Here is a 13389-nt window from a genome sequence, read left to right as displayed (position 1 = left end):
ATCCGTATGCAAGTACATTAGTATTATCGTTTATATTCGCTCCTAGCCAACATTACTTAAACTCAGTTATGAATCCAAAACTATAAGAAAATACAATAAATTACATCTAGCTTAACCAGTCAATTTTATTTAGTGATGCCATAAATTATTGGTTATATAGGCGGCTTTGCCAACAAGCCTGCCGTTAACATTCCGAGTTTATAAGTAGGTTTTTCACAATGTATTTTATAATGAATGTTACTGAGAAGTTTTAGTGATAAACCAAAAAAACTCAAATATAAACTTAACCAATTAATATTGATCGTTATTTTTTCATGTTTAACTTTGGATATTACTGAGACTTTTCAGTAATATCCAAGCTGTAGTGATAATTAAAATTTTATGATTCCTAAACCTATGAAAATATGGGATATTAATTAAATAAACATTGTGGGGCTCACATTACTGAAAAGTCTCCATAATAAGCTTTTAGGCTTCAAGGAGGATGCAGTGGCATCAACAAAAAATGTAGAACTCAATAAGTCACAAAATGTAGAGCTAGAGCTTCCGTGCATAAAGTGTTCAGGAAAAACAACTCATAAAGTACTAGTCTCGGTGGATGTTCGAGGTGAAGAAACAAAGGGTGACTGGTCACTCCAATGGTGTGATGACTACCAAATCGTTGAGTGTGGAGGGTGTAAAAGTAAATCATTTAGAAATGTAAGTTCTAACTCAGAGGATTACTACCCAATATCTGACACTGAATATGAATATGCTGAGTTGGAGCTATTATACCCATCACGTATAGAAGGTCGTAAAACTCTACAAAATGAAGAACACTATTTACCGGTTACAGTTCGTGGCATATACAAAGAAACTATTGGTGCATTAAATAACAATTCACCTGTTTTAGCTGGCATCGGGCTTCGGCATTAATAGAGACTATTTGCAAAGAAAAGAATGCTGAAGGTAGGGATTTATACAAAAAAATTGAAGATTTAGTAGTTAAACAAATACTAACTCCTGCTGGCTCATCAATACTTCATAAAATACGAACTCTAGGCAATGATGCGACTCACGAAGTAAAACCTCATAGTGAAAAGCAGCTAGGTTTGGCAATGGATGTTGTAGAGCATGTGTTAAACGATGTTTATATTATTCCAACAAAAGTTGAAGCGGAGTTTGGTGTATAGAAGCTTAATAAGGGTTTCAAGTCAGACAAATTACAGTTGGCTTTTTTTGGTCGAAACTAGGATACTACAAACCATCAGAATGGTTCTATTAATTAAGCCAAGTGGTGCAATTGGATTTGAATCGAGCAAGGAAAGTTATGAGTTCGCCGAATATATTCTCATTCGCTACAAGTGAATTATCTCAAGATGCTTTTATTTGTTGGTTTTTATCTTGGGCTAAGGAAGAGCATGCATCAAAAGATTTAAGCCTTCATAATTGCGCTAAAGAATTTATATCAATTATTTTTGAAAAGCACTCATTAGATATGGCTGACATTTTTAGTGTAGAAATAACTAAACAAGATCAAAATATAGATGTTTTATGTGTAATTAATAATAAGTTCGCAATTATTATCGAAGATAAAACGGGTACCAAGCATCATTCAGGGCAGTTAAAAAAATATCTTGATGAAATTTTAAATAGAAATTACGCCCCCGAAAATATACTTCCTATTTATTATAAAACTCAAGACCAAAGCTGTTACTCTAAAGTTTTAGAGAATGGGTATAAGCCTTTTCTCCGTAATGAAATGATATCTATTTTAGAAATGTACGGTGGTACGAATCAAATATTAATTGATTATAGGGACCATTTGTTACAAATAACTGAGCAAGTTGATAGTTTTATGTACCTCCCTATCGAAGATTGGACCTGGTATAGTTGGATTGGATTCTACCTTTGTTTACAAGAGGAATTAAAAGCAGGTGATTGGGATTATGTTGCAAATCCTAGAGGTGGTTTTTTGGGGTTTTGGTGGCATTGGGACGGTGATGATGAATGTGAGCAATACCTTCAATTAGAAGAAAATAAACTCTGTTTTAAAATTAGAGTGAGTGATGACTCTGATAAAGGAGAGCTCCGCTCACACTGGCATTCTTTAATCCAAAAAAAATCATCAGATATTAATAATCTAAGCATTATAAAACCACCTAGATTTGGAAGTGGTAAATACATGACTGTATGTATAAATCAAGAAGATTATAGAGTTACTAAATCAGATAGCAGAATAGACATACTTAAAACTATTGAATTATTAAAGTCAGCGGAATCACTACTAACATCGGTGCAAACCGTTGCATAACAATCTGTTTAAAAAAAGAAAAAAAGCTAGCCGCTGCTCGTGTTTCGCTATTTTCGTCCAACAATTTCAGCCCCTTATTTGGGTGTTAGCTTTCAGGAGGTATATTTGAAAACCGAAGTATTTGAAATAGCTCAAGCTGTTTTATTATCTATTGGTGGTGGCTCTTTAATTATAGCTGTTTTCTCGACTTGGCTAGGTAAAGTTTGGGCTAATCGGATTTTAGAAACTGATAGGAACAAATATGCACAAGAAATGGAGTCAATTAGGCAATCTAATAAAAGTATTACGGATGCACTAAGTACAGCATCTTCTGGACATTCTGAGTCAGTTAAAATTTTTAGTGAATTACGTTGTAATGCGGTATCACATTTATGGGACGAATTCTTAAAAATTAAAAAATTGGCTCCTTTGTCCGTATCTTTCGCAGACTTATGCCCTGACGGTAAAAACCATACTGAGCACGCAAGAGAACAAATGAAGGCAGACTTTCCTCTTGAGAAACAAAAGGATCTCATGCAACTCACTTCTGAAAATTTATCACCATATCTAGATGATCGGCATTTAGGTTTACTTTATTTATATAGAAAGGTTATCTTTAGAATTCATTATTATTATGAAGATATACTATCAGGGAAGCATCAAAATATAGGTGCTTGGCGATATGATGAATTACTTATTTCGCATTTTAAATTGGTTTTTGATGAAAATAACTTATTAAAAATGCAAAAAGAAAAATGGTCAGTTAGTTTATGTTTAACCTTTATAGAAAAACATTTAATAAGTGAGCTACGAAATGCTGTTACTGGTGAGTTCAATAGTAAAATAATATTAGAGCAAGCAATGAAAAATATAGAACTTGTTAGTAAAGTAACTATGCAAGAAAATCAACGAGGACAATGAAGTTCCCCCGTTTTAGTGGACACCTCCTCGTAACACTGGGGAGGCTACAATGCCCAAATATCCACAACCTAAAAAGACATGGTTTTATCCTGTCGATTTCAAAATCAAAGCAGTACAACTAAGCTTAAGAGACGACGTTTCATCAAAGGATGTTGATCAAGCACTTATCCCCCCGATAAAATGGACACCAAAATCTTACTAAAGATGAGGTGTCTTACGCCAAAGTCCAATAATTCAAGGTAAACTTGGAAGTATTCAACAGATAAACGTAAAAAGATAACGTTTGAAATAACCTGCTTCCGTCCGCAATGAGCTTAAACCTGACTTAAAACAGTAATTTCTTAAATACCAATGTCCTCTTTAGATCACAGTAGACATGAATATTGAGAAAGATATATAACTTTTTGTCGGCTCAACTATCTTTAATCCAGAAAATGCGACCTTCAATTTTCTACAAAAAAACACCTTCCCCCTCAATATTCAACCCATATAAGTTTTTAGCTAATAGAAGTAAGTGCTATTTATTAGCTATTTCAAATATTAATCACTAGAGCTAAGTTGCGGCCCTAGCTGTATTTTAGGACTAGCTTCAAGTAAACTATCGCGTTTTTAAGATACTGTTTTTACCTATATTTTAGTGTAACGGTTTTAACTTTTAACACGTAAACGGATGATTAATGCAAACTCTTTCTCAATTACAGTCGGGCGATTTAAAAGGGGTTAAACGTTTAGCGCTTGCTGAAAACTTAACAAGGTTCCCGTTAGAAATACTGTCGTTAGCCGACAGTTTAGAAGTTTTAGATTTGTCTAATAATCAGTTAACGTCTTTACCGAAAGAGTTGGCGCAGTTAACGCAACTTAAAATTATTTTTGCGTCTAACAACCTTTTTGAAACGCTGCCTGAGGTATTGGGGCAATGCGAAAACTTAGAAATGGTGGGCTTTAAGTCTAATCAAATAAAACACGTACCTGAAAACGCGTTACCACCTAAATTACGTTGGTTAATTTTAACGGATAATTGTATTGAGGTTTTACCTGATTCGTTAGGCGAGCGTCCACGCTTACAAAAACTAGCGTTAGCAGGCAATAAGTTAACTCGTTTGCCGTTAACAATGGCTAAGTTAAGTAACCTTGAATTGGTGCGTATTTCAGCGAATCAATTAACCGAGTGCCCTACTCAGTTATTACATTTGCCTAAGCTGGCTTGGTTTGCTTTTGCGGGTAATCCTTTTAGTTATTCAGAGCTTAAAATAGATTCAGTGCCTTTGTTACCGGCTTCAAGTTTTACTTTGCAACAGGTTCTTGGGCAAGGAGCTTCGGGGGTTATTTCAAAGGCTGTTTGGAATAAAAAGCAGTCTGAATTTCCTGATGATATTGCGGTTAAGGTTTTTAAAGGTGAAGTAACAAGCGATGGTTATCCACAAGACGAGCTACAAGCATGTTTAAAAACAGGTAACCATCCCAATTTAGTACGCAGTTTAGCGCAAGTAAATGAAGCGGGTTATTTAGCTTTGATCATGAATTTAATCCCTGAAAATTATCGCAACTTAGGCTTACCACCGTGTTTTAAAAGCTGTACCCGAGATACGTTTGCAGAAGGGTTTAGTCTGAGTGTTGAGCAAGTTGATAAAATAGTTACGCAAATGAAAGCGGTGTTTGAGCATTTGCACGCGAATCAAGTTTGTCATGGCGATTTATATGCTCATAACACCTTGTTTGATGAAGAGGCGAATATTATTTTTGGTGATTTTGGTGCGGCGTCTATGTATCACATGCTTAGTGATGAGCAGCAAGGGTTAATTAAAACAATTGAAGCACGCGCTCTACAGTACTTTATTGACGATTTATTTAGTGTATGTAACAAGTAAAGTTAACAACAACACTTACAAGTGCTAAAACATTTTAAATGAAATAGCCTATTGAAAAACAAAAGATTGTTTCTTCGTGTTACTTTGATACTATTTAGCTATTAGCTCTGGAAAAAGTACAAGGAACCAATGGCCTATTTTAGCAGTAATGAGCCACGCCAACTCTTTGAGTTGCAGCCAGGGAAGACGTTAGATCTTCAAATTAATCATCCAGTACCTCTTCGCCTCAAGTTAACACTTGTAGGCTATGAAACAGGTAAATATATATTACTCAAGTACCCTAGAGTTGCGCGTGCTTCAGATTATAAAGATGTGCTGATTGAAGGTAACATGATGATTGTGCGTTACCTTATGGAAGGTAATAAAGGAGAATGTTTCGCGTTTCGTTCTTCTATTAAACATGTGGCTTTGCACCCTGAAAAATTACTTTATCTTGAATACCCCAAAAAAATAGAAAATCGTCAGTTAAGAACACAACAAAGAACCAGTATTCATATACCCGCAACGATTATGTTAGAAGGTAAAGACAATGAAGATGGCGGTAAAATCAATGGTGTTATTAGCGATATTTCTCTTAAAGGTTGTGGATTTGCTTTTAAAAGTAAAAGCGATAAAACCAATGTAAATAAAATTAATGTTTTTGTTTGTATACAAAGCCCGATTGATGGTGAGGTTAGAGTACCCGCTAAAGTATGTAATAGCAGAAACGTAGATGGTTCAGTCAATGTAGGGATACAGTTTTTAGATACTGACAACAAAATACCTAAATTACTTGAGCAATTATTTATTGAGCCGAGTAATAGTTAATTCGACTTAAAGTTACTCCTTAATATGAAAAAATTAATTTACCTAATTTTAACTACCTTTTATTCATACTCGACTATAGCTAGCGAAATACCTAAGAATTATTTATCAAAGTTATACCATGAAAGTATTACAAACTTATCAATTAAAGAAGAAAAATGTTCAGGTAAAAAAAGAGTATTAAGTCCAAAAATTTTTGATGGTTTAACTATATCTTTAGAGCAGATGAACACAATATTAAAGTATAAAAACGCTAGCGCTTTTATTACATGTGTAAATCCTGAATTATTACAATTTTATAGAGCATCTACGTTATTAAATATATCATATCCAGATCCTCAGCTAAGAAATGGTGATGAGTTAATTTCCTTTCATGATTTAAGAAAACTAAAATTGGAATTAGAGTTCAATAACATAGATGTACTCTTACGAAATAGAATAAATAAGTTAGAGGAATTAAATAAACCCTTTAATTTAATAAGTAGTTTTGAGGCTATCAGCAATAACTAGCTAACTAAAAAATTCACAATAAAAAGCCCGAACGCTGTTAAACGCTCGGGCTTTTTTGTGTTACTCAACTACATAATGTATACCCGTTACTGATCAATATGCGTATTTCATAGCATCTTGAATGGTTACGGACATAAACCTTATTTAACTTCGTTTAATTCAAAAATTAATGTAGTTTGCGGGAAGCTAATAGGTAATTGCATACCAAATTGCATTAGCGCTTCACCTGTAAATACTTGTCCATCAACTTTACTAAGTACCGACGTTGAAAATTCTTTGTGCTTAGTTGGCCAAATAAAATCAAGTTGATATTTTTTAGTGGCATCTAAACCATTGAATCGGTATTTTTTAGGTGCTGTACGTTTAGTTTCGTTCACACTGTTGTAAGAAAATAACGCTTGTGTCTGGTCGTCATTCACAATACCAAAATCAACGGAGTCACCATCAGAATTAGCACGTATTACGCGGCCATTATGAATAAGCGCACGATGTTTTTTATGTAAGGCAATAACATGTGTTAGTTGTTCACGTTCATGATCGGTTAATTCACGAGGGTCCATTTCAATACCCATATGACCAAAAAATGCAACGCCAGCACGCATTTCAATACTTACGTGCTTACCAGTAATATGACAATCGCGAGGTCCAACGTGCGATCCCATAACATCTGACGGGAAGAAGTAAGAACAACCACGTTGAATGTCTAGTCGATCTAACGCGTCGTTAGAATCAGACGTCCATACACGATCGGTATGTTGCAGCACGCCATAGTCAACACGCGAACCACCTGATGCACAGCTTTCAATTTCAACATGCGGGTTTGCAGCTTTTAAACGTTCAATTAACTTATATAGTTCGAGTGTTTGTTGGTGAATAACAGGTTTACCATTATGTCCGCCAGCATGGTTAATATCGCGGTTCATGTCCCATTTGATGTAAACAATTTTAGGATATTCAACTAAAATGTCGTTAATGGCGTTATACAGATATTCTACAACTTCACTACGTGTTAAATCTAAAACCAATTGGTTTCTGAAGCTAAGCTGTTCGTTACCTTCTGTTTGTATTACCCAATCTGGATGCGCACGATATAAGTCGCTGTCTGGGTTGACCATTTCAGGTTCAAACCAAAGACCAAATTCCATTCCACATTGATTAACATGATCAATTAATGGCGATAACCCATTAGGATAAATGTCTTTATCCACCACCCAATCACCTAAACCTGCGGCATCACCACGGCGACCTTTAAACCAACCATCGTCAAGTACAAAACGCTCGGCTCCTACTTTGCTAGCATGTTCAGCAAGTTCTTTAAGGGTATCCACGTCGTGATCAAAATAAATACCTTCCCATGTGTTGTAATGCACTGGGCGAGGTTTATTTCTTACTTTTTCTTTCAATAATTGTGTACGTACATATTGATGGAAGTTATGAGATAAGCCATTAAAACCATTTTCAGAATATGAGGTATATAGCACTGGGCTTTTATACGATTCGTTCGCGGCAAGTTCTACTTCGCCCGGTAATAAAAGCTCACCCAGTTGCACATAGCTACGCCCTTCTGGCAATAATTCAGCACGTAGTTTGTTGTTACCGCTCCAACCTAAATGAAAGCCGTAACATTCACCATTGTTTTCATGAGTAAATTCGTTATGCATAAGAAAGCCAGGAAAGTTATCGTGGCTTGTTTTACCTTTACGGTTTTCACGTACAAAACTACCTAAAAACAAATCGATAGTTGTGCGTTGAAATTCGTACGACCAACGACCACCAAACGACATTATTTTGTTCATAACGTCTGGCATAGGTATAGTCGGCGCAGCACACCAGTTAACATTTAATACTTTATCGCCTAGGTTAACTAATTCTGTGGTTAACGCTAACACGTTTGAATGTGAATCAATTTTTATGGTGTGAATAGATTTTATCTGTCTGATTTCATCTACTGATTCAAAAATAACTTCGTTGTCATTATTTTGAATAACATTTGTTGTTTTACCGCCCATAGACCAAGCGATATCGCTATTGGTTATTTCAATACCTGGTGCGCCTGTAAACCCTTGCCCTAATAATGGCGACAAAGAAATAGGAGCTTCTACTACAACAGCACATTTAACTTCTTGGCGTGTTGATAAAAGACTTATCATTCGGCCTGTGGTGTCGTGGTTTAGCTTTTTTCCCCAGTAAGCTATTGCTGGAGTTTGATTACTACAATCAATTAATAAAGTAGAAGAGTCACTGTGTAATTGAACGAATTCAGGTACTTGCTTCATTAGATTTATCCTATATATATTCTAGGTGGGCCGCTTGCAGGTATTGCAATACAACAACATTCACTTAGAAGGTGCTTTTGATAAAAATGATTATATGAATAAATTTCACTATACACAAACATTAAAGATTCGAAAAAGAACAAAACAGCCATAAAAATTAATAAGACTTCTTTTTAATCTCAGGTTACACTAGCTACAACAGGCTAAATAATTAACTTTAGAACAAAAACGAATATTTTCGAAAACGAACGTTTTATCTTAATAAAGTACATATAAATATTTTAGCTATACTTAAAAACTAAAACTTATAGGATAAAATTTATGTTAGGTGTTTGCTATTACCCTGAACATTGGCCTGAATCTATGTGGGCTGATGATGCTAAAGAAATGCGTGAATTAGGATTACGTTACGTACGTATTGGTGAATTTGCATGGTCGCGAGTTGAACCCAATGACGGTGAATATACTTTTGAATGGTTAGACCGTGCTGTAGAAGTGCTTTCAGCAGCAGGTTTAGAAGTTATTATGTGTACGCCTACCGCGACACCACCTAAATGGTTAATTGATAAACACCCTGATATTTTACCTGTAGATATTAATACGGGTACTGTGCGTGGTTTTGGTTCGCGTCGTCATTATGATTTTTCAAGCCAAAATTACTTTGATGCTGCAATGAAAATATCTGAAGTATTTGCGAAACGTTATGGTAATCATCCTGCTATTTGTGGATGGCAAACAGATAATGAAATTGCCTGTCATGATACAACCCACAGCGGCTCTGAAAATGCGAAACTTGCTTTTCAGCAATGGTGTGAAAAGAAATACCAAAGTATTGATGCATTAAATACGGCATGGGGTACTGTGTTTTGGTCAATGGAATATAATAACTTTAAGCAAATTGAATTACCTATTTTAGCGGTAACTGAAACACACCCTGCTCATCAATTAGATTACCGTCGTTTTAGTTCAGATCAAGTGGTGCATTTTCATAATGAGATGATCAAAATTATTCGACAGCATTCACCTAATCGATTTGTAACTCATAACTATATTCCTATGGTTGATACGCAAACTGATAATTATGCATTAGCTGAAAACTTAGATTTTGTAAGTTACGACAACTATCCTTTAGGTCGTTCTGATTTATTTTTTGCACAGCGCCCTGCTGAAGAATTTAAACCTTATATGCGAACAGGCCACCCAGACTTTGCTAGTTACTCGTTTGATCAAAGCCGTGGTGTAAGTAAGAAAAACTTTTGGATAATGGAGCAACAACCGGGACCAGTTAACTGGGCTCATCATAACCCTCGTCCAGAAAAAGGCATGGTTCGCTTATGGTCTTGGCAAGCTTTTGCCCACGGCGCTGATTGTGTTTGTTACTTTAGATGGCGCCAAGCTCCGTTTGCACAAGAACAAATGCACGCAGGTGTAAAACGTAATGATAACTCAAAAGCCGCAGCATGGGCTGAAATAGAACATATGCGCGATGAGTTAAAAGCAACCGATTTTAATATTGAAGATCCAGTGCAAGCTAAAGTCGCTATTGTTACAGGTACACTTAATCAGTGGGTAAGTGAAATAGAACGCCAAAGCGACAGCTATAATCATCAACAAGTTGAGTTTGAATACTACTCTGCACTTCGTCAATTAGGTTTAGCGGTAGACTTTATTTCAACCGATTGTGATATTAGCCAATACAGTTTAGTTGTTGCACCTTGTTTACCTATTGTGGATGCCGCCTTTGTTGAAAAGTGTAAAGCGTCTAATGCGCATTTTGTATTTGGACCGCGTTCTGGCAGCAAAACGAAAGACTTTAGCTTAGCGCCAAATTTAGCTCCGGGTTTAATACAATCACTTATACCTATTAAAGTACTTTCGGTAGAAACCATTCGACCTGACTGTAGCGAAAAACTAAGCTATGAAAATCATTGGTACGAAAGTAGATGTTGGAGAGAAGAATTAGAGATTTCGGAAAATACCTCTGTTATTGCTGAGTATCATGATGGAACACCCGCTGTAGTACGTGAAAACAACACAACCTATATTGCTTCTTTAAGTTGTGTGAGCTTTTTAATTGAATTATTTGCTAATTTAAGTAACGAACTAAGTATTGATACCGTTAAGTTACCTAAAGACCTGCGAATGGTACACAGAGGTAATTCAGCTTATATATTCAACTATGCAGGTTACGAACAAACATTTCCTAATCCAGAATTAGGAACATTTGTTATGGGTAGCGAAAAATTAGCCCCTTACGACGTAGCGATATTAAAGCTAAATAAATAGTTATTAAATAAGTAATACTTAAAAAAGGGTCTCCACTCATGAAGTAGAGACCCTTTATTGATTTAGAACAAAGACTTATTACATTCCTTATGTTGTTATAGTTAATATATTCTCTTTATAACAACACTAAAAAACAGCAAATGACTAAAAAGCCTGACTGTGTCTCAGCAATGAAAAATCTCATTACCGAGGTACGTGAAGAATTTCCTTTTACTACACCTGAAGCTAATATTTGTGGTATTTCTTGTGTGGGTTGCCCAAAAAAACTATTAGAAATAGTTGATACAGAACTGTGTGATTGGGAAGCAAAACTTAATAACAACGTAGTGCCTAAACTTGGTGAAATATCTAAACTTGCAAAACTTTGCAAAAATGTAAGGCGAGGATTAAAACGTAACGGTTTAATCAATTAATTCAAAACAACTTAACAGGCATATTACACAAGACATCATTAGAGCCTATTTTATAAATATAGCTTAGCTTCACTTTTTACTGATTTTCACCATTAGATAACCGGTAATACATACCGTTTATATCCCACTATTTATACTCATACCTCTAACACTCTTAAATTAATTCCAAATCTTTAACAATCACTGTCTCCTTCCGAAGACAGGTTCTTTATTGAACACTAAAACTTACATTTTATTTTCATTTATTTTCTATTTATTACAATTTTAGCGTAAATACACTAATAAAAGTTCCTTGCTTGATACTCTAACAGCCCATATAATAAAATTTAAGTGCCGTTTAAAACAACAGAATGCACTAAACAAAACAAAATAAACCATAAAATACAACAACATATATTTAAACCTTGTTTTATTACAAATAAAGATAATTATTTAAATTCAATATAAACACAACATATTGCAAAACAACAAACAAGTTCGTTTGTGAAAAAGAAGAATATAGGGGAAACAAAATGGGTGTGTCATTAAATACTAAACTCAGCTATGGGTTTGGTGCTTTTGGTAAAGATTTTGCGATTATGATCGTTTATCTTTATATCATGTTTTATTACACGGATGTTGTAGGCATTTCAGCAGGTGTTATAGGAACTATTTTTTTAATCGCCCGTATTTGGGATGCATTTAATGATCCTATTATGGGTTGGATCGTTAATAACACACGCTCTCGTTGGGGCAAGTTTAAGCCTTGGATTTTAATAGGCGCAGTTTTAAACTCTATTGTATTATTTGCTTTATTTAGTGCGCATCATTTCGAAGGAACAACCTTAGTTATATACGTTGCTGTAACCTATATATTATGGGGTATGACTTATACCTTGATGGATATACCTTTTTGGTCTTTAGTTCCCACCCTAACCTTAGACAAACGTGAGCGTGAAGAACTTGTTCCGTACCCTAGATTTTTTGCCAGCTTAGCTTATGTATTAACAGGCGCTATTACATTAAAGTTTGTTGATTATGTTGGTGGTGAAGACAATCAAGGCTTTGGCTTTCAAATGTTTACTCTTGTATTAATCGCCTTTTTCTTAATTTCTACCTTAGTTACATTACGTAATGTTAAAGAAAAATATACGGCAAATGCTAATGATGCAGAAGAAGAGAAAATACCACTGAAAGTTATGGTATCGCTTATTTATAAAAACGACCAATTATCTAGCCTACTCGGCATGTCTCTGAGCTATAACGTAGCAACTAATATTATTTTTGCTTTTGCTATTTATTACTTTACCTATGTGGTGGGCGATCCTGAATTATTCCCTTACTACCTTGCATATGCTGGTGCAGCAAATTTATTAACTTTAGTATTGTTTCCTAAACTGTCATTGTGGTTTTCTCGCCAAGTTTTATGGGCTGGTGCGTCACTTATGCCTATTTTAGGTAGTGGTTTACTTATCTATATTGGTGTTTACGATCCACAAAACGTTATTTTAATCTCACTTGCAGGTATTTTATTTAACATTGGTATGGCCTTATTTTGGGTATTACAAGTTATTATGGTAGCTGACACAGTAGATTACGGCGAATATAAACTCAATGTACGCTGTGAAAGTATTGCTTATGCTGTACAAACTATGGTGGTAAAAGCAGGTTCAGCCTTCGCTGGCTTCTTTATAGGGATTGTTTTAACTTGGGTAAATTATGTGCCTAACGTGGAACAAAGCGCTGAAACGATCACGGGTATGAAGTGGATAATGATTGGCTTACCTACTTTTTTCTTTGCTATCACATTAATTATTTATTTTCGTTACTATAAATTGAATGGTAAATTTCATCAAAATGTACAAAACGAATTAATGAATAAGTATGACGCTGAATCAGTAGAAACTAACAATAAATCAACAGAACAAGTCACCCAGTAGTAATAATATTAAAGCCGTTTTTTAAATTGAAAAACGGCTTTTTATTTAGGCATACTTCTACTTGTTTAAACAATATAAAAGCATGCTGCTTTATATTACATAAGCAATAAAAAACGGCCT

The 13389-nt window shown here is 35.0% G+C and carries 12 protein-coding genes; 11 read left to right on the top strand and 1 reads right to left on the bottom strand.

Going from position 1 to position 13389, the window contains the following annotated elements; all coding sequences use genetic code 11:
• Window positions 1-489: 489 nt before the first annotated feature.
• From B0X80_RS15085 to B0X80_RS15055, 8 genes are all read left to right on the top strand, one after another.
• Window positions 490-915, top strand: coding sequence for a hypothetical protein (locus B0X80_RS15085; protein ID WP_077341746.1), 426 nt, complete (start codon window positions 490-492; stop codon window positions 913-915).
• Window positions 915-1172, top strand: a complete 258-nt coding sequence (locus B0X80_RS20730) for a DUF4145 domain-containing protein (RefSeq protein ID WP_077341744.1) — start codon at window positions 915-917, stop codon at window positions 1170-1172. The genes B0X80_RS15085 and B0X80_RS20730 overlap by 1 nt, the downstream gene beginning before the upstream one ends.
• Window positions 1173-1309: 137 nt before the next feature.
• A complete protein-coding gene (locus B0X80_RS15075) occupies window positions 1310-2293 on the top strand; it encodes a PD-(D/E)XK nuclease family protein (protein ID WP_077341742.1) in 984 nt (327 codons plus the stop codon).
• A 105-nt stretch (window positions 2294-2398) separates the two neighbouring features.
• Entirely contained in the window at window positions 2399-3193 is a 795-nt protein-coding gene (locus B0X80_RS15070) for an MPN domain-containing protein (RefSeq protein WP_077341740.1), read from the top strand.
• 49 nt (window positions 3194-3242) lie between these two features.
• Complete coding sequence (locus B0X80_RS20465; protein ID WP_175623957.1) at window positions 3243-3395, top strand: hypothetical protein; 153 nt, start codon at window positions 3243-3245, stop codon at window positions 3393-3395.
• Between the two features lie 475 nt (window positions 3396-3870).
• Window positions 3871-5061, top strand: a complete 1191-nt coding sequence (locus B0X80_RS15065) for a leucine-rich repeat-containing protein kinase family protein (RefSeq protein WP_077341738.1) — start codon at window positions 3871-3873, stop codon at window positions 5059-5061.
• 129 nt (window positions 5062-5190) lie between these two features.
• A complete protein-coding gene (locus B0X80_RS15060) occupies window positions 5191-5868 on the top strand; it encodes a PilZ domain-containing protein (RefSeq protein ID WP_077341736.1) in 678 nt (225 codons plus the stop codon).
• A gap of 24 nt (window positions 5869-5892) precedes the next feature.
• Window positions 5893-6375: a hypothetical protein gene (locus B0X80_RS15055; protein WP_077341734.1), complete on the top strand. Its 483-nt coding sequence runs from the start codon at window positions 5893-5895 to the stop codon at window positions 6373-6375.
• A 140-nt stretch (window positions 6376-6515) separates the two neighbouring features.
• On the opposite strand, the gene B0X80_RS15050 is transcribed toward B0X80_RS15055, so the two are convergent.
• On the bottom strand, window positions 6516-8651 hold the full coding sequence (locus tag B0X80_RS15050) for an alpha-galactosidase (RefSeq protein WP_077341732.1): 2136 nt from the start codon (window positions 8649-8651) through the stop codon (window positions 6516-6518).
• A gap of 321 nt (window positions 8652-8972) precedes the next feature.
• On the opposite strand from B0X80_RS15050, the gene B0X80_RS15045 reads away from it, so the two are divergent.
• The 3 genes from B0X80_RS15045 (at window position 8973) to melB (ending at window position 13269) form a co-directional block, all read left to right on the top strand.
• Complete coding sequence (locus B0X80_RS15045; protein WP_077341730.1) at window positions 8973-10937, top strand: beta-galactosidase; 1965 nt, start codon at window positions 8973-8975, stop codon at window positions 10935-10937.
• 140 nt (window positions 10938-11077) lie between these two features.
• Entirely contained in the window at window positions 11078-11350 is a 273-nt protein-coding gene (locus B0X80_RS15040) for a hypothetical protein (protein WP_077341728.1), read from the top strand.
• 512 nt (window positions 11351-11862) lie between these two features.
• Window positions 11863-13269 carry a melibiose:sodium transporter MelB gene (gene melB / locus B0X80_RS15035; protein WP_077341726.1) on the top strand — a complete coding sequence of 469 codons (1407 nt, stop codon included), beginning with the start codon at window positions 11863-11865 and terminating at the stop codon, window positions 13267-13269.
• Window positions 13270-13389: the final 120 nt, after the last annotated feature.

Source organism: Pseudocolwellia agarivorans (assembly GCF_002000085.1).
Classification (GTDB): Bacteria; Pseudomonadota; Gammaproteobacteria; order Enterobacterales; family Alteromonadaceae; genus Pseudocolwellia; species Pseudocolwellia agarivorans.
Note: the sequence above shows the minus strand (reverse complement) of the source record. Positions and strands in the feature narration are given on the sequence as shown.

What these genes read in the sequence shown, in the direction of transcription:
- B0X80_RS15075 (WP_077341742.1), top strand. Translation starts at nt 1,310, where the DNA reads ATGAGTTCGCCGAATATATTCTCATTCGCTACAAGTGAATTATCTCAA.
- B0X80_RS20465 (WP_175623957.1), top strand. Translation starts at nt 3,243, where the DNA reads ATGCCCAAATATCCACAACCTAAAAAGACATGGTTTTATCCTGTCGAT.
- B0X80_RS15065 (WP_077341738.1), top strand. Translation starts at nt 3,871, where the DNA reads ATGCAAACTCTTTCTCAATTACAGTCGGGCGATTTAAAAGGGGTTAAA.
- B0X80_RS15060 (WP_077341736.1), top strand. Translation starts at nt 5,191, where the DNA reads ATGGCCTATTTTAGCAGTAATGAGCCACGCCAACTCTTTGAGTTGCAG.
- B0X80_RS15055 (WP_077341734.1), top strand. Translation starts at nt 5,893, where the DNA reads ATGAAAAAATTAATTTACCTAATTTTAACTACCTTTTATTCATACTCG.
- B0X80_RS15050 (WP_077341732.1), bottom strand. Translation starts at nt 8,651, where the DNA reads ATGAAGCAAGTACCTGAATTCGTTCAATTACACAGTGACTCTTCTACT.
- B0X80_RS15045 (WP_077341730.1), top strand. Translation starts at nt 8,973, where the DNA reads ATGTTAGGTGTTTGCTATTACCCTGAACATTGGCCTGAATCTATGTGG.
- B0X80_RS15040 (WP_077341728.1), top strand. Translation starts at nt 11,078, where the DNA reads ATGACTAAAAAGCCTGACTGTGTCTCAGCAATGAAAAATCTCATTACC.
- melB (WP_077341726.1), top strand. Translation starts at nt 11,863, where the DNA reads ATGGGTGTGTCATTAAATACTAAACTCAGCTATGGGTTTGGTGCTTTT.